This window comes from Streptomyces luteireticuli (assembly GCF_041519305.1).
In the GTDB taxonomy this organism is placed as follows: domain Bacteria; phylum Actinomycetota; class Actinomycetes; order Streptomycetales; family Streptomycetaceae; genus Streptomyces; species Streptomyces luteireticuli.
Genome location: NZ_CP167927.1, coordinates 2,243,478 through 2,262,383, shown reverse-complemented (window position 1 = coordinate 2,262,383; position 18,906 = coordinate 2,243,478). Strand labels below are relative to the sequence as shown.

Below are 18,906 nucleotides of genomic sequence, written 5' to 3'. Positions count from 1 at the left end.
CTCTGCGGGCGGCGGTACGGGCCGTACGGGCGGGTGTGTCAGGGGCGGTAGTGCCGTTCCAGACCCTGCCACACGTCGTCGTAGCCCGTCTGGAGGTGTCCGGCGCCCGCGGCCCGCTCGGTCAGGGTCACCGGCCAGCGGGTCTCGAACATGAACGCCAGCCCGTCGTCGATCTTCTGCGGTTTCAGCTCCGCGGCGCTGGCCTTGTCGAACGTCGCCCGGTCCGGCCCGTGCGCGGACATCATGTTGTGCAGCGAGCCGCCGCCCGGCACGAAGCCCTCCGCCTTGGCGTCGTAGGCGCCCTCGATCAGGCCCATGTACTCGCTCATCACGTTGCGGTGGAAGTACGGCGGCCGGAAGGTGTCCTCGCCCACCAGCCAGCGCGGGGCGAAGACCACGAAGTCCACGCCGGCCAGCCCCGGGGTGTCGGACGGCGAGGTGAGCACCGTGAAGATCGACGGGTCCGGGTGGTCGTAGCTGATCGTCCCGATGACGTTGAAGCGGCGCAGGTCGTAGACGTACGGGACGTGGTTGCCGTGCCAGGCGACGACGTCCAGCGGCGAGTGGTCGTAGGTCGCGGCCCACAGGTTGCCGCAGAACTTGTTGACCACCCGCACCGGGCCGTCGACGTCCTCGTACGCGGCCACCGGCGCGAGGAAGTCCCGTGCGTTGGCAAGGCCGTTGGCGCCGATGGGGCCGAGGTCGGGCAGGGTGAACGGCCGGCCGTAGTTCTCGCAGACGTAGCCGCGGGCGGATGTCGGGCTCTGCCCGCCAGTGGATTCCGTGAGGAGCTCGACGCGGAAGCGGACCCCGCGCGGGATCAGCGCCACATGCCCCGGCTCGGCGCGCAGCAGGCCGAACTCGGTGCGCAGCAGCAGCCCGCCGCGCTCGGGCACGATCAGCAGCTCGCCGTCCGCGTCGCTGAACACCCGGTCGGTCATGGAGGAGTTGGCGGCGTAGAGGTGGATCGCCATGCCGGTGCGTCGGGTGGCGTCGCCGTTGCCGCCCAGCGTCCACAGCCCGGCCAGGAAGTCGGTGCCCTCGGGGGGCTCGGGGAGCGGGTTCCAGCGCAGCCGGTTGGGGTCGGGCACGGTCCCGGTGAAGGGCGCGCCGCTCAGTCCGCCGTTGTCGATGCGGGAGAACGGCGGGTGGGCGGCCGACGGCCGGATGCGATAGAGCCACGACCGGCGGTTGGCGCTCCGCGGTTCGGTGAAGGCGCTGCCGCTCAGCTGCTCCGCGTAGAGCCCGAGGGGCGCGCGCTGGGGCGAGTTGCGCCCCTGCGGCAGGGCCCCGGGGACGGCCTCGCTGCTGTGTTCGTTGCCGAAGCCGGGCTGGTAGGCCAGCCCCTCCGCGATCTTCCGCGCCTGTTCGTTGTCCGTGCCGGTCATCGTGTGCTCCCACTGCCGGAGGAATCCTATGGACGACCGTAGGATTCGGATGCGGGGCGCGTCAATGGATCAGGCGCGGATGGCCGGGCGACGCCCCTGGTGCGGGTGTGCGCGGGAGGGCGGGCCGGGGCGGCGGCGGGGGCGGCTCTCAGAGGCGGTCGGCGGACCACCGGCCCGGCAGATGGATCACCACCAGCACCAGCCCGGCCACCACGAAGTTCCGCTCGGCGGCGGCCAGTCCGTTCCACCGCGCGGACTGCCACATCGCGAACCACTCGCCCCCGATGGCGATAAACCCCAGCCCGAACAGCAACAGGAACATCACCAGCCCCAAAGTGGCGGTCCTGCGCGCCCGTTCGTACCCGCCGTGGCGCAGCGCGCGCACCCAGCGCGCCGTCGCCATGAGCAGGACGGCGGCCGTCGCCGCCTCCCAGGCGATGATGAGGACGTAGGCCGTGTCCTGGAGGGGCCGGGAGGTCACGGCCCGCCACATCAGGCCGTCGTCCTTGAACGTCGTGTCCATCGCGAGGACATGGCGGACGAAGTCCCGGTTGGTGTCGAAGTCCGTCACGTTGCCGAAGACGACCAGCAGGATGTACACCGCCACCGTGGCCGTCAGCGCCGTCGCCGCCACGGGCAGCCCGCCCAGCTCCCGCATCCGTCCCCTGACCATGGGGCGAGCATGCCCGCGTGCGGCGGCGCGGACACCCCCTAAGCGCTTGCTCAGACAGCGGGTAAGGTGTGCGTCCTGCCGACGGGGCCCGCCGGGGCCGGAAGGGGAGGGCACGGATGGACGCGGATGCCGAGGAGTGGGCGGACGTCACCCCCGACGCGGCCCGGAGGCTGCTGACGGCCGCCGTCCAGGCGTTCGCCGAGCGCGGCTATCACGCCACCACCACACGGGACATCGCCGGCCGGGCCGGGATGAGCCCCGCCGCCCTCTACATCCACTACCGCACCAAGGAAGAACTCCTCTACCGCATCAGCGGCGTGGGCCACCGGCTCGCCCTCGACATCCTCGCCCGGTCCCGCGACGGCGGCGGCAGCGCGGCCGAGCGCCTCGCCGACGCGGTGCGCGCCTTCGTGCGCTGGCACGCGGAGCACCACACCACCGCCCGCGTCGTGCAGTACGAACTGGGGGCGCTGGCCGAGGAGCACCACGCGGAGATCGTCGGCATGCGGCGGGAGACGGACGCGGCGGTGCGCGCCATCGTCGAGGACGGCGTCGCCGCGGGCGAGTTCGACGTCCCCGACGTGCCGGGCACCTGCCTCGCGCTGCTCTCGCTGTGCGTGGACGTCGCCCGCTGGTTCCGCGAGGACGGCAAGCGCGGCCCGGAGGAGGTCGGCGACCTGTACGCGGGGCTGGCGCTGCGGATGGTGGGGCACCGCAGCTGATGGCGGTCCCGCGGCGCGCGGCCGCCGCGGGACCGCCCTCTCACACCGCCGCGTAGCGCGGCTCGAACGCGTACCGCCGGGCCGCGGACAGCGCGGCCGGGGTCAGGACGGCGACCGGCACGACGATGCCGCAATCGGCGCAGACCGGTCCTTCCAGCGGGTAGCGCTCCAGGTCGGTGTGCCATTCGATGCGGTCCTGGGCGCAGACGGGGCAGTGGTCCCCGGGCGCCGACTCCATGGCCGTGATCACCCGGCGCAGCACGTCCGCGAGCCGGGCCCGCGGCGCGAGGGAGGGAGTCGCACAGGGCACGATGTCACAGCCGCCCCAGGTGTTGCGGTGCCACTCGTCCACCGCGCCGGGCTGGCGGATCCCGTCGTGCTTCTCCCGCCGGCGCCGGCCGGCGAACTCGGCCTCGTAGGCGAGCCAGACCTCGCGGGCCTCCTCCAGCTCCGCCAGGGCCCGGACCAGCCGTGCCGGGTCGGGGGAGCGGTCGTCGGGGGCGAAGCCGGCCTGGGCGCACAGATGGTGCCAGGTGGCCCGGTGTCCGTACGGGGCGAAGCGTTCGAGGCACTTGCGCAGGGACGTCCGTCGCAGAGCGATGGTGTTTCCCGGATTGCGTGCCTCTCGTGCGAGAGCTCTGAAACCTGCCACTGCATCCCACCTCCGGCGGTGCGGACTCGGACGACGAAACGACGGCCAAACACGGAAGGGACGTATCGCGGGGCGAATCGGATCCCTCCGGGGCTAGGGGGTGTCTGACGGATCAGCACAGGCCCTGCGACGCCTGGCACGGCACCTCGCCGCGTTGTCGCATCACCCGAGTACGCCCGGTACGCGGGTGATGCTCCGCCTTGCGATGCACCGCACCAGACGCCGCAGGGCCCGCACTGATCCGTCAGACACCCCCTAACGCATGCCCCGTCCGGCCATCAGTACGACACGTGCGAGCTCCGCGTGGCAGATGTCGCTGTGGGCGCCCGCGGGCGGACCGCCGCGCCGGACGACCTCGCTCGCGTCGACGTTCGCGCAGCCGGACGCCGGGAGGGCGCCCGCCAGGGCGTCGGCCAGGGTGAGCGCGGTGCAGTCGGGAACGGCCCGCATGCCGTCGTGGCCCATGGCGCCCCAGCGGGACTCGTCCAGCCCCAGCAGGGATTCCGAGTCCCCCGACAGCCGGGAGGCGAGCGGGTAGAGCGTGCCGAGGGCCATGTCGTGCCGGGACCAGCAGCAGGCCACGGTGCCGGCCACTCGCCCCGGCGCGTCGTGCAGCACGCCGGAGCGGCCGGGGGCGAACGGGAGGCCGGGGGTGAACGCGTAGTGCGAGAAGGCGCCTTGGAGCAGGGTGAGCGACTGGACGCGGACGCCGTCGGGGAGTCCGCCGGGCGCGAAGGAGACCAGCCGGGCGCCGAAGCTGTGCCCCGCGAGGTGCACCCTCAAGTTGCTTGTTCCGGCGGCCAGTTCGCCCAGGGCCGGGCCCAGGCCCGCGCGGCCCACGACGCCGGCCCGGCGCTTCATCTCCCAGTACGTGCCCTGGCGCAGCAGCTCCAGCGCGCCGCGCCACACCCGCTTGAGCACGCCGCCGAACAGGCCGGGGGCCGGCGGGGCCAGGGACTCCAGCGCGGTGGCGAACGCGTCGCAGACCTCCACGGCGCTCTGGGTGAACATCACCGGGACCGTGGGCTCCGAGTCGGTGTCCCGGACCCAGGCCCCGTCCTCCGCCCCCGTGCGGTCGGCCTCCCGGGGGCGGGGGCTGACCAGGGTGCGCACCAGGCCGGTGAACTCCTCCAGCCGGGCCCGGTCCGCCGGCTGCCGTTCGGCCAGTTCCGCGAGCCGGCCGAGGACGGCGTCCCGGCCGGGGAAGGCGAGCGCCAGGGCCTCCCGGGTGCCGGGCGGCAGCCCAGGGCGGTCCGGCTCGGGCGCCAGCGGGAGCCAGTCGGGCACGTCCTCGTCCGTGAACCGCATGGACGGCCAGATGATCCCGCAGTATCCGAGGCCCTGTTGGGGCGGGAAGGTGGCGAAGAAGGCGTTGTAGAGGCCGGTCGCCGTCGAGCGGGTGTTGTTCCAGCCGTGTGCGAAGACGACGAGGTCGGTGAGGTGTTCGTCGGCGGCGCCCCGGAGCAGGGCGTCCAGTTCGCGCCGGTCGGCGCGCCCGTTCTTGTCGAAGGTCAGTTCCCAGTACGGCCGCACACTCATGCCCGCCATGGCGTCCCCTACCCCTCCGGTGTGCAGCGCATGGTCCTGCTGTCAAGAGGGTCTGTCCAGGGGACCGCGGGGTGGGATTCCGTGCGACGGGCAGGCGTGCGGATACCGCCGGGCCGGTCCGGACGCCCGGGTGGCAAGATCCCCCGGGGGAGGCCGCGTGCCCTGCGCGGCACCGCAGTTGAGGAGGGGTGGGCTTCAGTGGAGCCGACGAGGAGAGCGAGGCCCTGTCCCGGCGACCGGCCGGTGCCGCAGCGGTTGCTGGCCGCGGCGACCCGGCTCTTCGCGGACCAGGGGTACGACCGGACCTCCGTCCAGGAGATCGTCGAGGCGGCCGGGGTCACGAAGGGGGCGCTCTACCACTACTTCGGGTCGAAGGACGACCTGTTGCATGAGATCTACGCGCGGGTGCTGCGGGTGCAGCAGGAACGGCTCGACGCGGTCGCGGCGTCCTCCGCGCCGGTGGAGGAACGGCTGCGCGCCGCGGCGGTGGACGTCGCGGTGACGACGATCGACAACCTCGACGACACGAAGATCTTCTTCCGGTCCATGCACCAGCTCGGACCGGAGAAGTACCGCCAGGTGCGGGCCGAACGGCGGCGCTATCACGAACGGTTCCGCGCGCTGATCGAGGAGGGGCAGCGGGAAGGGGTGTTCAGCGGGGCGACTCCGGCGGATCTGGTGGTGGACTACCACTTCGGTTCGTTGCACCACTTGAGTAGTTGGTACCGGCCGGAGGGGGCTTTGACGTCGCGTCAAGTGGCGGATCATCTGGCGGATTTGCTGCTGCGGGCGTTGCGGCCGTAGGGGGTTTGCCCCGGTCCCTCCCCCAGAGGGGGCACCCCCATTTCACCGTTTCTTGCGCGCTGCCGCGCGGGGCAACGCGGCTGCGCCGCGTTCGTCCTCAAACGCCGGACGGGCTGAATTTCGCGCCCGGGCGCGGAAACCAGCCCGTCCGGCGCTTGAGGACACCCGCGCGGAGCGCAAAGAAACGGTGAAAGGGCGGGCCGGGGGCAAAACACCTACGCGTGGCAGGCCAGCGGCCTGCCCCCGTTCATCTCCGCCATGTCCCGCAGCACCGCCGGCAGATCCAGCGGCACACCCTCCGCATCCGCATACGCCCGATGCAGATTCCCCACCAGCCGCTCGCTCTCCTTCAGTTCCGCGAACCCGCCGAGGTCCGCCTCCCGCGCCACCTCCAGCGGGGAGCGCCCCGCCGCGCGCCCGGCCGCCGCCAGTCCCTCCACGAAGCGCAGGTAGCGCTCGACCGTGTCGAAGACCCCGGGGTCCGTGACCTGCCCGTGCCCCGGCACCACCACCTCCGCGTCCAGCTCCCGCAGCAGCTCCAGCGCCCGCAGCGACCCGTCCAGGGAGCCGAACGGGATGAACGGGGTGCCCCCGTTGAAGATCAGGTCCCCGGTGAAGACGATGCGCTGCTCCGGCAGCCACACCACCGTGTCGCCCACCGTGTGCGCGGGCCCGGGGTGGAAGAGCCGTACCTCGGTGTCGCCGATGTGCAGCGTGAGGGAGTCGGTGTAGGTGAGTGTCGCGGGGGTGATGTGCACGTCCCCGTACTCCACCCACGGCCAGATCGCGTGGAGTTGGTGGCCGACGGCCAGTGTCTGCTCGCGGCAGCCGGCGTGGCCGATGATGGTCGCACCGTCGGCGGCGAAGACGCCGTTGCCGTATGTGTGGTCACCGTGGTGGTGCGTGTTGACGACGAGGGACGGCACCGGCGCCCCGCTCGCCGCGACCGCGTCGCGCAGCAGCTCCGCGCGCCGCACGGTCGGCGCGGTGTCGATCAGCAGGGTGCGGTCCCCGTCGGTGACGAACCCGGCGTTGTTCAGGCACCAGCCGCCGTCCGGCTGGACGTAGGCGTTCACCCCGGGTGCGAGCGGCACGGTGTAGGGCTCGGGGACCGCCGAGGGACCGGACGCGCCGGGCGCGTCGGACGCGGCCTCTGCGGTCGGGGACGTACGGGTGCTGCTCGCCATCTGCGCCTCTCCTCGATTCGGACGAGTCGTCAGAATACGGGGGAGGGCGGGGCGCCCGGCGGCTCAGGCGCCCGGGCGCAGCCCGTCCCGCAGCCGCTCCAGCAGCCCGTAGAGCGCGGTCCGCTCCTCCGCGTCGAGCGCGTCCAGGGCGGTGTGCGTGGCCTGCATCTCGGCCCTGACCCGGCGGATGGTCTCGTGCCCCTCGTCCGTGGCGACCACGTTCTTCACCCGGCGGTCGGACGGGTCGGGCTCGCGGCGCACTAGGCCCCGGGCCTCCAGCCGGTCCACGATGCCGGTGACGTTGGAGGCGTCGCACACCAGCATCGTGGCGAGGCCGCGCATCGGCATCGGGCCCTTGAGGTGGGCGAGCAGCTTGGCCTGGACGCCGGTGAGGCCGTGCCGGGCCGCCGAGGCGGAGAAGTCCTGCCACTGGGCGGTGCCGAGGGCCGCCACCAGCTCCAGGAGCTGGGCCTTGGTCGGGGAGGTCGGGGCGGTCATGCGGCCCAGTCTACGCAGGCGGTTGAGGCTCTCAATCATTAGCTTGACTACCTCAAGTATCGGGTCTAGGTTTGCCCGGTTGCTTGATGACTTCAAGCATCAATGTCGTGAAGCAATCGAAGGAACCCCCCATGAGCTCCTCGGCCCCGCCGAGAAACGAGACCCTGATCGTCTTCGCCCTGAGCCTCGCGGCGATGGTCGTCTCGATGATGCAGACCCTGGTCGTGCCGATCCTCGGCCTCATCCAGAACGACCTGGAGACCTCCTCGGCGAACGTCAGCTGGGTCACCACCGCGACCCTGCTCTCCGCCGCCGTCTTCACCCCGCTGCTCGGCCGCTTCGGCGACCAGCACGGCAAGAAGAAGACCCTCGTCGCCGTCCTCGTCGTCATGGTCGCCGGATCCGTCCTGGCCGCCGTGACCCACTCCCTGCTCTGGCTGATCGTCGGCCGGGTGCTCCAGGGCGCCGCCACCGCGATCTTCCCGCTGGCGCTCTCCGTCCTCCGCGAGGAGATCCGCCCGGCCCGGCTGCCCGGCGCCATGGCCATGGTCAGCGGCACCCTCGCCTTCGGCAGCGGCCTGGCGCTGGTCGCCACCGGCCTGCTCACCTCGGGCGACGACCCCGACTACCGCAGCGCCTTCTGGCTGGCCACCGGCCTGGCCGCGCTCGCCCTGGTGGCCGTCGCCGCCCTCGTCCCCGCCACCCGCGAGACCACCGGCGGCCGCACCGACGTCCTCGGCGCGCTGAGCCTGGCCGCGACCCTGGTGCTGCTCCTGCTGCCGATCACCCAGGGCCACGAGTGGGGCTGGGCCTCCGCCCGGACGACCGGCTGCTTCGCCGGCGCCGTGCTGATGGCCGTCGTCTGGGTCCTGGTCGAGCGCCGGGTGCGCGAACCGCTCGTCGACATGCGGATGTTCGTCCACCGGCCGGTGCTCTTCGCCAACCTCGCCGGACTGCTCGTCGGCTTCGGCTCGTTCGCCCTCTTCATCGGCGTCTCCTACCTGGTGCAGATGCCGTCGAAGGTCGCGGGCTACGGCTTCGACGCGACCGTGCTGCGCGCCTCCGTGGAGTTCCTGCTGCCCAGCACGATCGTCTCGCTGCTGGCCGCGCCCGTCGGCGGCAAGCTGGTGCGCCACCACGGCCCGCGCCCGGTGCTGCTGCTCGCCTCGCTGATCGGCACCGCCGGCTTCGTCTGGATCGCCCTCGACCACGAGCACGCGTTCTCCGTGATCGCCGCCGGGATGTTCGTCGGCGCCGGCATCAGCTTCGGCTACGCGGCCATGCCCGCAGTGATCGTCACCAGCGTGCCGCCGCAGCAGACGGGCATCGCCAACGGCATCAACTCCATCTCCCGCTCCACCGGCAGTGCCATCGGCAGCGCGATGATCACCACCGTGCTCGCCTCCAAGACCGTCGAGCACCTGCCGCCGGGCGCGCCCGCGCTGCCCGCCGAGAGCCAGTTCACCCTGACCTTTGTGATCGCCGGCACCGCGTTCCTGCTGGTCTCGCTGGTCGCCTGGCGGGGACTGCGCGGAACGCACGCCCCGCACCCCGCTGCGGTGGCGGGCTCCGCCCCGGCGTCGGACGCTGAAACCGCAGGCGCAACGCGCTGAACACGAGACCGAGGAGCACGACTATGAAGGCTGTCAGCTACCGCGCCTACGGCGGGCCCGAGGCCCTGGAGTACGGAGAGGTCCCCGAGCCCCCGGTCGGTCCGGACTCCGTGCTGGTCAGGGTCCGGGCGGCGGCAGTCAACCCGGTGGACTGGAAGGCCCAGGCGGGCTATCTGGACGGGGCGATCGCCCCGGTCTTCCCGGTCGTCCCCGGCTGGGACGTCGCCGGGACCGTCGAGCGGCTCGGCGCGGACACGCCCGAGTTCGCGGTCGGCGACGAGGTCATCGGCTACGTCCGGGAGGACTTCCTCTCCCGGGGGACGTACGCCGAGTTCGTGGCCGCGCCCGTGCGCACGCTGGCCCGCAAGCCCGGCAATCTGACCTTCGAGCAGGCCGCGGGCCTTCCGCTGGCCGGCCTCACCGCCTACCAGGCGCTCCGGGCGGCCCGGGTCTCCCACCGGGACACGGTGCTCGTGCACGGCGCGGCGGGCGGGGTCGGGTCGATGGCGGTGCAGCTCGCGCGCAACGCCGGTGCGCGGGTGATCGGGACGGCGAGCGAGCGCAACCACGCGTACCTGCGGGCGCTGGGTGCCGAACCCCTCGTGTACGGGGACGGGCTCGTCGACCGCTTCCGGGCCCTCGCCCCCGAGGGCGCGAGCGTGGTGCTCGACCTGGTCGGCGGCGGCGTGATCCAGACGTCCTCGCACATCACGGTGCCGGACGCCCGCCTGGTCTCGATCGCGGACCCGTCGGTGACGGAACTGGGCGGCCGCCTCCTGTGGGTCCGCCCGGACGCGGCCGACCTGGCGGCGCTGACCCACCTGGCGGAGCGGGGGCGGCTGAGCGTGGAGGTGGCGGAGGTGTTCCCGCTGGAGCGGGCGGCGGATGCGCAGCGGCGTAGTGCGGAGGGGCATACGCGGGGGAAGTTGGTGCTTGTGCCGTAGGGGTACGGCGGGGTGATTTTGCCCCTGGCCCGCCCTTTCACCGTTTCTTTGCGCTCCGCGTGGGTGTCCTCAAGCGCCGGACGGGCTGAACAGCCCGTCCGGCGCTTGAGGACGAACGCGGCGCAGCCGCGTTGCCCCGCGCGGAGCGCGGCGAGAAACGGTGAAAGGGCGGGCCAGGGGCAAAATCACCCGTCACGGCGCCAAGCCCGCAACCTCCGCCACGCCTCCAACCCGTCCGGCACCCACTCCCACCCCGGAAGCCGTGCCTCCAGCTCCTCCTCGGAGAGGAAGTCGTACCACGCGACTTCCTCTGCCTGCGGCCGCACCGGCAGAGAACACCGCACCTCGTACACCCCCGACCACCACGCCCCGTACTCCTCCGACTCGAAGAGGAACCGGAACAACGGCACGGGCGCCGGAAGCCCCCGCACCCCCAGCTCCTCCTCCGCCTCCCGCAGCGCCGCCGCGTCGTACGTCTCGCCCGCCCCGAGCACCCCGCCCACAAACATGTCGTACCGCGACGGGAAGATCAGCTTCCGGGCCGTCCGCCGGTGGACGAAGATCCGCCCCTCCGCGTCCCGCACCTGCACGAACGTGCAGCGGTGCGGCAGCCGCCGGGCGTAGATCTCGCCCCGGGGCGCCTGCCCCACCACGCGGTCGTGCTCGTCGACGACGTCGAGGATCTCCTCGGCCGAAAGGCCCTGCGCATCAGTGGTCATGGGGCCAGCACATCACCGCGGCTGCAGATCCCGCACCTGCGCCTCCGTCATCCCGGACGGCATCGCCGGATGCCGCCCGATCAGCACGATCCCGACCACGATCGCCGCCAGCCCCGCCGCCTGCCAGGCCAGCGCACCGGGCGAGGTCCGCAGCCGGTCGCCGAGGAATCCCACCCCGCAGACGATCCCCGCCAGCGGCTGGGCCGCGGTCAGCGCGGGCAGGGACATCCGCAGCGGCGCCGTCTCGAAGGCGCTCTGCACCAGCACCAGCCCGGTGACGCCCAGCGCCAGCACCGCGTACGGCTGCCAGCTGACGACCAGCGTGGCCAGCCCGCCGTGCGTGTAACGCTCCCCGCTGACCCGGGTCAGGGCATCCTGGACGCCGTACAGCAGCCCCGCCGCCACGGCCAGCGTCGCCGCCTCCGCGCTCATCCGCAGCCGTTTGGAGACCGCCGCCAGCACCAGCGCGCCGCCGATCATCAGGCCGACGATCAGCCAGTGCCGCAGCGGGTCGGTCACCGAGTGCCCGCCCTGCGGGCGCCCCGCGACGATGAAGGCGGTCACGCCGCCGGCCAGCAGCCACAGCCCGCCCCAGCCCGACAGGCCCAGCGGCTGCTTGGTCTGCCAGCGGGAGAGGGCCATCGCGAACAGCAGGTTCGTCGCGAGCAGCGGCTCCACCAGCGAGATCTCGCCGCCGCCCAGCGCCACCGCGCCCAGTGCCATGCCGCACACCATCAGGCCCAGTCCCGCCAGCCAGCGCGGCATCCGCACCAGGTCGAGCAGCAGCCGGAAGGAGAGGAAGTCGCTCATGGGCGCCCGCTGCGCCGCGTTCTGCTGGAGGACGAACCCGAAGCCCAGACAGAGGGCCGCGCTCAGAGCGAAGGCGAAGACCATAACGTCGCGCACCTCAAGACCGGCCGGAGGTCGGGGACTTGACCCGAGAACGATAGCCGCCTCATGGGCGTTGTGCGGAACGAGTACCCCCCTTTCGGACGTTCATCCAGACCTGCCCGGGCGGCCCTGCGTGTTCCCGCCACCACCCTTGACGTAAACCTGTGACTAACGCTTTGCTGTCCGTGATCAACAGATCAACATCTGTGCCGTGGAGGACCGTGGAGGACGCCCGCCCATGACCCCTCCACGTCCCCTGGGCCGCTCCCGGCTCGGGGGCGGACCGGCCTTCGACCCCGCGCTGGACGACGCCGAGCTGGTCACCGTGCGCGACGAGCTGGCCCGCGGCCGCTGGGCCGAGGCCCGCAGACTCCTCGCCGACACCGGCGACGACTGGGACCGCCGCGGCCACCGCCTCCTCGTCCTCGGCCAGGTCACCGCGGGGATCGCCTGGAGCCGCGAGTGGCAGCTCGCCGAACCCGACAGTGCCGACGCCGCCGCCCTGCTGGCCTGTGCCACCGCCCAGCAGGCCGCCCGCCGCCGGGAGGACCCCGAACGGGCCCGCGCCCTGTGCGCGGCCGCCGCCCGCATGGCCCCCCTCGACCCCACCCCCTGGCTGGCCCTGCTGCTCCTCGCCCACTCCGGCGCCACCGACGACGAACCCGCCCGCCACTTCGGCCAGATCCGCGCCCGCCACGCCGAGCACCACCACGCCCACCACCTGATGGCCGCCAGCCTCGCCCGGCACAAGGCCGACCACGACGACCCCCTGCACGAGGTCTACGACTTCGCCGCCTGGGCCGCCGAACAGGCCCCCGCCGACTCCCCGCTGGCCCTCCTGCCCGTCGTCGCGCACGCCGAGCGCTACCGCGCCCTGGCCCGCGCCGGGGTCCTGCCCCGCGACCCCGCCGCCTCCGGCCACTGGGCCGGCCGCCGGGCCCGCCAGGTGCTCAGGGCCGCCTTCGACTGGTGGCTGGAATGGGACATCGACGACACCTCCGGTGCCCACCCCCGGCACAAGGTCGACCTCAACTACCTCGCCCACGCCAAGCTGAACGAGGGCCGGCTGGCCGAGGCCGCCGCCCTGCTCATCAGGATCGGCCCGCACGTCACCCGGGCCCCCTGGTCCTATCCCGACCGCGACCCGGGGAAGGCCCTCCGCGCCGCCCGCCGCACGGCCCTCGGCTCGCGCTGACCCCACACCCCCCCACACGACGAAGGACGAACCACCCATGCCAACGGGCCGTACGACACCCGCCGAGATACACACCTTCAAGGGACAGGAACGACGCCTGCGCGCCGACCGCATCGGCCTACCCGGGCTCCTGATGTCCGTCGTCGCCGCCAGCGCCCCGCTGATGGTGACCACCGGCGGCATGCCCGTCACCTTCGGCGTCCTCGGCGTCGTCGGCGCGCCCCTGCTGTATGTGACCCTCGGCCTGGTCCTGCTGCTGTTCAGCTTCGGCTACGCCGAGATGAGCCGCCACGTCCACAACGCCGGCGCCTTCACCGCGTACATCGCCCGCGGCCTCGGCGGCACGGCCGGCGCCGCCTCGTCCGTCGTCGCCCTGGTCTCCTACAGCGCCATGCAGTGCTGCATCTACGGCCTGTTCGGCTTCGAGCTCTCCGGGCTGCTGCAACGGCACCTGCACCTGACCGTCGCCTGGTGGATCCCCGCCCTCGCCGCCGTCGTGGCCGTCGGCGTGCTCGGCTGGCTGAAGATCGACCTCAACGTCAAGGTGCTGGGCGTCCTGCTGCTCGTCGAGGTCGTCATGGTCCTCGTCTTCGACGTCGCCGGGCTCGGCTCGCCCGGCGCCGAGGGCCTCTCCCCGCGCGCCTTCCACCCCGACACCCTCTCCGGCCCCGGACTCGGCACCGCCTTCTGCGGCACCATCGCCTCCTTCGTCGGCTTCGAACAGGCCGCCGTCTACTCCGAGGAGACCAGCCGCCCCGGCGTCGTCGTCGCCCGCGTCACCTACCTCGCCGTCGGCTTCATCGCCGTCTTCTTCGCGATCAGCGCCTGGGCCCTGACCGTGGCCGCCGGCCCCTCGCGCATCCACGAACTCTCCCTCCAGGAAGGGCCGAACCTCCTCTTCGGCCTCACCGAGGACCGGCTCGGCGCCGGATTCACCGACGTGATGCACCTCTTCTACGTGACCGGCATGTTCGCCGCCCTGCTCAGCTTCCACAACGTGGTGGCCCGCTACGCCTTCGCCATGGGCCGCGAGGGCCTGCTGCCCGCCGCCGTCGGCCGCACCTCCCGCACCAGCGGCGCCCCTGCCCATGGTTCGCTGCTGCAGAGCGGCGTCGCCCTGGCCGTCGTCACCGTCTTCGCCGCCACCGACGACAAGCCGAACGGCGACCCCACCGCCCCCGTCCTGCGGCTCTCCAACTGGCTCGGAAACGTCTGCGCGTTGGGCGTCACCGTCCTGATGATCGCCGCCTCCGCCGGCGTCGTCGTCTTCTTCGTCCGCCGCGGCGCCGCCCGCGCCCAGGCGTGGCGGCTGGCCGCCTCCGCCGTCGCCGGGCTGGCCCTGACGGTGATCGCCGTGATCACGGTCCGGGACTTCGACGCGCTCGTCGGCTCCGGCCCGGATTCGCCGTTGCGCTGGGCGCTGCCCGGCATCGTCCTGCTGGCGCTGGTGGCCGGACTCGTCCTGGGCCTGGTGCTCAAGTCCGTACGGCCCGGGGTGCATGCCCGGATCGGCCTCGGCAACGAGGCGTTCCAGCTGGACAAGGCGGCGGAGGAGGGGCGTCAGCGGGCGGGGTCGTAGCGCCACCACCAGGCGATGGAGGGGATGTCCAGGGGGACGGGCGACTCCTCCGGGATCCCGTCGTCGACGGGGTCGGCGGTGAACAGGGCTTCTCCGCCGAGGCCGTCCGCGAAGGCGTACCGGTCGTTGTGGAGCCCCCACTCCAGGGCACCCCGGCAGTAGTGGGCGAGCCCCTCGACGTAGGCGGCGACGGCGGGCGGGGCATCGGCCAGGACCGCCGCCCGCAGCCGGAGGAACAGGCCCAGCGTCCGGTTGCGCATCCCGACGAGCCGCGAGGCGGCCTCCTGGGGGGAACACCGCCGCTCGCGGGCGATCACCTCGACGAGGTTGTGCTCCCGGGCGGGGGAGCGCTCCCGCTCCTTGCCGAACGACGGGATCTCGCAGTCCCAGGTCGCCAGGCCCGCCGCCATCTCCGCCAGCGCGCGCAACCGCCGGTCCTCGAACGCGTCCTGGTCCAGGGGCGTCCCGGCGACGACATGGGCCAGGACGGGGATCGCCCAGCCTCCTCCGCCGAAGAGCCGCATGGCGACCGCGTCCTCCAGCGAGGGCCGCAGGTCCACCGCCTTCCATATCTCGGCCATGAGGTAGGTCCGCACCCCGTCCACGAAGCGCCCGACGTGCGAGGGCGGTGCCAAGGCCGCGAGCCTGGCGCGCAGATCGACCAGTGCGCAGGTGTAGCGGTCCTCCCGGGCGAAGGGCGCCTCGGGGGACTCCAGCGCCCGCTGCATACGGGCCACGGTTCCGATGAACGCGTCCGGCCGGGCGCTCAACGGCCCCTCGTCGCAGTACTCGTCGTCGAAGGCGAAGGCCCAGGCGTCGAAGTCGGCGCCGATCCGCAGGAGTTCGTAGGAACCGGCCGGGAACAGCAGGGCCGCCAGCCGGCCGAGACCGATATGGACCAGGCGCTCGCGCTGGACGGCGTCGGGATACAGCTCCCACCGGTCCAGAAAGGCCAGGACGCTCCCCTCCAGCCGCCGCCAGTCCGGGTGGATGGCCGGGGGTGTCCCTCCGGCCGGCGCGGGCACGTGCAGGATCGCCATGGGACCACCTCACGGTACGCGTCGTCGGGCGATGATGCTGTACACCGATACGTCGTTGCGGGCCAGGGAGCGCGGGAGGTTCTCGGCCGCCACCCGCAGCTCCTCCAGAGGTCCGGTCGCCCCGCCCGGGAAGGCCCTCCCGATATTGGCCCGCACGTCCAGGAACCAGCGGGTCACCTCGGCGTTGGACGGCAGCACCCGCACATCCTCGACGGCGAAGCCGCTGTCCTCCAGCACGCCGGTGAAGTACTCGGGCGTCTTGCGATGGCCGCACGCGATCCGGTCCACCGCGTCCGGGATGTCCGGCCGGTAGGCGGCCGTCGCGTACAGGGTGTCGGAGATGACGAGAGTCCCGCCGTCGGCGACCCGCTGGGCCAGGGCGCGCATCGACGCCTCGTAGAGGCCGTGCGGGAAGTGGGTGATCACGCCGCGCACGAGCACCAGATCGTACGGTACGCCGGGCTCGGGCAGCAGCCCGATGTCCCGCGCGTTGCACCGGTGGAGACGGACGCGCGCGGCCAGGCCGCGGCGGGCCAGATATGCGGCGCAGTGGGCGAGTTGGGCGTCGCTGACGTTGATCGCGTCGATGCGCGGGCAGCCGGGGAAGCGCTCGGCCAGCAGCCGGGTCTCGTACCCCCACCCGCAGCCGAGGTCCAGTATCCGCCCCGGGGAGCACGGCCCGGCCAGCTCCAGCTGCCGCTCGAAGTACCGTACGCCCACGTCCTGAAGGGAGTTGCCGGCCCCCGGCCGGTCGTCGTACAGCCCGAACTGGAACAGCAGGCTGTCCCCGAGGACGGTCCGCCACGCCTCCGGCGGATCGGCGTAGGTGGACTCCACCTTCGCCTGGTACGGATCGACGCCGGGGCCCTCGACGACGCCGATCGGCAACTCCCCGGCCATGGCTGCTCCTCGTCCCGCCCGGTGGTGGCGGAGCGACCCTAGGCGTCCGGGACGCCGGACGGCAGGGCCGGAATCCGCCACCACGGCGGCGAGCACCCCCTAGGCGTTCCGGGACCAGGGGCCGGTCGGCCGGTCGTCCTCGATCTGCACGCTGTTGTAGGTGGCGGCGCGCTTGACGGCGATGGTCCGGTACTGGTCCTCGTGGAAGACCCAGAACCACTGGTTGCCCGCGACGTTCTCCTTGCCGGGAACGGCCTGGACGGCATCGACCCCGGTGACGCCCGGGAGGGATCCCCAGTCGGTGAGCAGCCTGTTGCCGTCGCCCTCCTGGCCGTCGGCGTGGTCCTGGCCGACGGGCGCGATGGTGATCTTGCGGTAACGCTGTCCGTTCACCCCCGGGGTGGTGACGAACGCCCAGTAGCGGTACTTGCCGTCGGGACCGGGCTGTTGGTCGGGGACGGGCATGAAGGCGTCCACGCGGTTGACGACGCTGAGCGAGCCCGCCCACTTGAGCATCATCATCTGGTCGGCGCCCGTCATGGCGCTGGTGTACGGGGGGCTGTCGGCGATGGTGACGAAGCGGTAGTACTGCGTGCCGTTGAGGGTGTGGAAGACCCAGTACGCGCTCTTCCCCCCGGTGCGCTGCTCGTCGGGGACCGGCAGGACCGTGTCGAGCTGGGCGATGCCCTTCAGGGCCGGCCAGGTGGACAGCGGGCCGACGGTCTCCAGGACGATCCCGGTGTCCGCGTCGTCGTCGACGGTCAGCGCGCTGCGTTCGGCGGCGCCGATCTTCACCAGGCGGATGACGCCCTGCTGGAAGGTCCAGAAGCGGTCCTTCGTGCCCGGCACCGGCACGATCGCGTCCATCGGGAGCGGCTTCGGCGGCAGTTGGGTCTGCTGGTCCGCCGGCGTTTGCTGTTCGCCGGGGAGCTTGATGGTGGGGTCGCCCAGCGCGAGGCGTCTGAGGGTGGTGATGGAGGGAACGAAGGTGTAGAGGGCGCCGCGGGTGCGGACGAAGGGCTTGAAGTCGAGCGAGACCGTCTGGCGGTCGCCGGACGGCGCGGTGCACTCGTAGCTGATCCTGCCGTCGCCCTCGTGCCGGCCGTCCACATCGTGCTTCCCGTCGCCCAGGCCGGTGAGCTGGCCGCTGACCATGGTGTCCGGGCCGGGCCAGTGGGGGCGGTCGGGCGGGAAGTCCGACTTGTTGATCCAGTCCCGCTGCATGAACTCGAACTGGCCGGCCAGGTCGGACTGGTAGCAGACGAAGACCAGCCCGCGGAGGCCGTCGGGGCCCTTGCGGTCGTCGGCGCTCATCGGGTCGAAGGGCAGCCCGTAGGGGATGCCCCGCCGGATGATCCGGGCGGCGTCGACGATCTCCTCCTCCAGCGGACTGCACTTGGCGAGCCCCGCTTCGACCAGGTGGTCCTCGATGAGCCCGTCGCGGGGGTTGGTATTGCGGAGATGGGAGAAGAGCGGGGTCCTCAGCCCGTCGGGGTCGTCCTTGAAGCCGAAGTCGTTGCTGGGTGCCACGCCCTTCTTGGTGCAGGGCATGTTCTCGCTGAGGGCGACGGGGGTGCCGTCGCGCCAGCGGCCCACGAGGCGGGCGGCGAACCAGTCCTGACCCCGGTCCTTGTCGACGGCCTTGAGGTCTTTGAGACGTCTGAGCTGGGTGCGGACCTGGGACCACCAGCCGGGGACATCCTGTTCGAGGCGGCGGATGACCTGGAAGGAGCCCTCGTGCATCCACGCCGGGATGTAGTCCTCGGCCGCGCTCTTCACCACCTTCCTGTGGAAGTCGGTGAGTTCCCTCCCGACGACGAATTCGCCGGCGGGGATGAGGCGGGTGCCGGGTTTGCCCTTGGCGTAGTGCGGGTTGCCGGGTTCGGGTTCGTCGAAGCCGGCGACGGCGGGCTGGCTGGTGCCGTCGACGAAGCCGAAGTGCTCCTTGCCCTCGGCGTCGCCCTGCAGGTGTTCGCCCTCCTGGGTGTAGAGGAGGGTCAGGTCGTTCTGCCGGGCGTCGCGCGTCTGTCTCTCGACGGTGGCCTTGAGGTCGTCGGGGTCGTCGGCGGCGACGGTGAGGACGGCGTGGACGCCGGGGTTGAACCTGCCGCCGAAGTCCCAGTGATGGGGGGCGCTGTCGTCGGTGTCGCCCAGTTTGACCGCCCTGCTCCCGCCGTCCGACGACTGGCCGTCCGGCCCCTCGATGAACGCGCTGATGGTGTCGGCCGGTTTGGCCTCCTTGGTCAGCAGCTTCTCGTCGGTGGTGAGGAACTGCAGTCCTTCGTAGGTGAAGCCGAGGCCGAGCCAGGTGGCCTTGAGCGATTGCGGATTGTCACCGCCGGAGGCGTTCTTCGCCGCGCTGTACTGCGCGTTGAACCTGGCGACCTGCTGCGTGGTCGCGATCTGCGGGGCCATCTTCTCCACCCAGGTCCGGGCGCCGGAGACGCTGCCGAACTGGAGGAGCAGGAGCTGGACGTGGTCCTTCTTGAAGCCGGCGATGATGTCGCCCTGGATCTCGGTGTTCTCGCGCAGGGCGAGGTCGTTGGCCATGGT

At 72.4% G+C, this 18,906-nt stretch carries 17 protein-coding genes; 6 read left to right on the top strand and 11 right to left on the bottom strand.

The features are described 5' to 3' along the window. Positions 1 to 38: 38 nt before the first annotated feature. Both hmgA and AB8735_RS09415 read right to left on the bottom strand, forming a co-directional pair. Positions 39 to 1,388, bottom strand: a complete 1,350-nt coding sequence (gene hmgA, locus AB8735_RS09420; RefSeq protein WP_372406617.1) for a homogentisate 1,2-dioxygenase — start codon at positions 1,386 to 1,388, stop codon at positions 39 to 41. 148 nt (positions 1,389 to 1,536) lie between these two features. Beyond that, on the bottom strand, positions 1,537 to 2,061 hold the full coding sequence (locus AB8735_RS09415) for a DUF2165 domain-containing protein (RefSeq protein ID WP_372406616.1): 525 nt from the start codon (positions 2,059 to 2,061) through the stop codon (positions 1,537 to 1,539). A 116-nt stretch (positions 2,062 to 2,177) separates the two neighbouring features. Here AB8735_RS09415 and AB8735_RS09410 point away from each other — a divergent pair, with 116 nt between their 5' ends. After that, positions 2,178 to 2,783, top strand: coding sequence for a TetR/AcrR family transcriptional regulator (locus AB8735_RS09410; RefSeq protein ID WP_344023906.1), 606 nt, complete (start codon positions 2,178 to 2,180; stop codon positions 2,781 to 2,783). A 40-nt stretch (positions 2,784 to 2,823) separates the two neighbouring features. Here AB8735_RS09410 and AB8735_RS09405 read toward each other — a convergent pair whose 3' ends face one another. Then, positions 2,824 to 3,435: a hypothetical protein gene (locus tag AB8735_RS09405; protein WP_344023908.1), complete on the bottom strand. Its 612-nt coding sequence runs from the start codon at positions 3,433 to 3,435 to the stop codon at positions 2,824 to 2,826. Between the two features lie 255 nt (positions 3,436 to 3,690). Further along, a complete protein-coding gene (locus tag AB8735_RS09400) occupies positions 3,691 to 4,983 on the bottom strand; it encodes a serine-threonine protein kinase (protein WP_372406615.1) in 1,293 nt (430 codons plus the stop codon). 198 nt (positions 4,984 to 5,181) lie between these two features. On the opposite strand from AB8735_RS09400, the gene AB8735_RS09395 reads away from it, so the two are divergent. Continuing rightward, the gene (locus AB8735_RS09395; protein ID WP_344023912.1) at positions 5,182 to 5,787 is read left to right on the top strand and encodes a TetR/AcrR family transcriptional regulator; all 606 of its coding nucleotides are present in this window, start codon (positions 5,182 to 5,184) and stop codon (positions 5,785 to 5,787) included. 215 nt (positions 5,788 to 6,002) lie between these two features. Here the strand turns inward: AB8735_RS09395 and AB8735_RS09390 are convergent, their stop codons facing one another. After that, the gene (locus AB8735_RS09390) at positions 6,003 to 6,974 is read right to left on the bottom strand and encodes an MBL fold metallo-hydrolase (RefSeq protein WP_372406614.1); all 972 of its coding nucleotides are present in this window, start codon (positions 6,972 to 6,974) and stop codon (positions 6,003 to 6,005) included. A gap of 63 nt (positions 6,975 to 7,037) precedes the next feature. Further along, on the bottom strand, positions 7,038 to 7,472 hold the full coding sequence (locus tag AB8735_RS09385; protein WP_344023916.1) for a MarR family transcriptional regulator: 435 nt from the start codon (positions 7,470 to 7,472) through the stop codon (positions 7,038 to 7,040). A 131-nt stretch (positions 7,473 to 7,603) separates the two neighbouring features. On the opposite strand from AB8735_RS09385, the gene AB8735_RS09380 reads away from it, so the two are divergent. After that, positions 7,604 to 9,085, top strand: a complete 1,482-nt coding sequence (locus AB8735_RS09380; RefSeq protein ID WP_372406613.1) for an MFS transporter — start codon at positions 7,604 to 7,606, stop codon at positions 9,083 to 9,085. Positions 9,086 to 9,108: 23 nt separating this feature from the next. Further along, positions 9,109 to 10,029: an NADP-dependent oxidoreductase gene (locus AB8735_RS09375; RefSeq protein WP_372406611.1), complete on the top strand. Its 921-nt coding sequence runs from the start codon at positions 9,109 to 9,111 to the stop codon at positions 10,027 to 10,029. Between the two features lie 185 nt (positions 10,030 to 10,214). On the opposite strand, the gene AB8735_RS09370 is transcribed toward AB8735_RS09375, so the two are convergent. Beyond that, on the bottom strand, positions 10,215 to 10,748 hold the full coding sequence (locus tag AB8735_RS09370; protein WP_372406609.1) for an NUDIX domain-containing protein: 534 nt from the start codon (positions 10,746 to 10,748) through the stop codon (positions 10,215 to 10,217). 12 nt (positions 10,749 to 10,760) lie between these two features. After that, a complete protein-coding gene (locus AB8735_RS09365; RefSeq protein WP_372411803.1) occupies positions 10,761 to 11,642 on the bottom strand; it encodes a DMT family transporter in 882 nt (293 codons plus the stop codon). Between the two features lie 235 nt (positions 11,643 to 11,877). On the opposite strand from AB8735_RS09365, the gene AB8735_RS09360 reads away from it, so the two are divergent. Then, positions 11,878 to 12,834, top strand: a complete 957-nt coding sequence (locus tag AB8735_RS09360; RefSeq protein ID WP_372406608.1) for a hypothetical protein — start codon at positions 11,878 to 11,880, stop codon at positions 12,832 to 12,834. A 37-nt stretch (positions 12,835 to 12,871) separates the two neighbouring features. Then, on the top strand, positions 12,872 to 14,413 hold the full coding sequence (locus AB8735_RS09355) for an APC family permease (protein ID WP_372406606.1): 1,542 nt from the start codon (positions 12,872 to 12,874) through the stop codon (positions 14,411 to 14,413). Here AB8735_RS09355 and AB8735_RS09350 read toward each other — a convergent pair. From AB8735_RS09350 to AB8735_RS09340, 3 genes are all read right to left on the bottom strand, one after another. After that, positions 14,395 to 15,453 carry a hypothetical protein gene (locus AB8735_RS09350; RefSeq protein WP_372406605.1) on the bottom strand — a complete coding sequence of 353 codons (1,059 nt, stop codon included), beginning with the start codon at positions 15,451 to 15,453 and terminating at the stop codon, positions 14,395 to 14,397. The genes AB8735_RS09355 and AB8735_RS09350 overlap by 19 nt on opposite strands. A 9-nt stretch (positions 15,454 to 15,462) precedes the next feature. After that, positions 15,463 to 16,353 carry a cyclopropane-fatty-acyl-phospholipid synthase family protein gene (locus tag AB8735_RS09345; RefSeq protein WP_372406603.1) on the bottom strand — a complete coding sequence of 297 codons (891 nt, stop codon included), beginning with the start codon at positions 16,351 to 16,353 and terminating at the stop codon, positions 15,463 to 15,465. 99 nt (positions 16,354 to 16,452) lie between these two features. Beyond that, positions 16,453 to 18,903 carry a Dyp-type peroxidase gene (locus AB8735_RS09340; protein ID WP_372406601.1) on the bottom strand — a complete coding sequence of 817 codons (2,451 nt, stop codon included), beginning with the start codon at positions 18,901 to 18,903 and terminating at the stop codon, positions 16,453 to 16,455. Positions 18,904 to 18,906 lie beyond the last annotated feature (3 nt).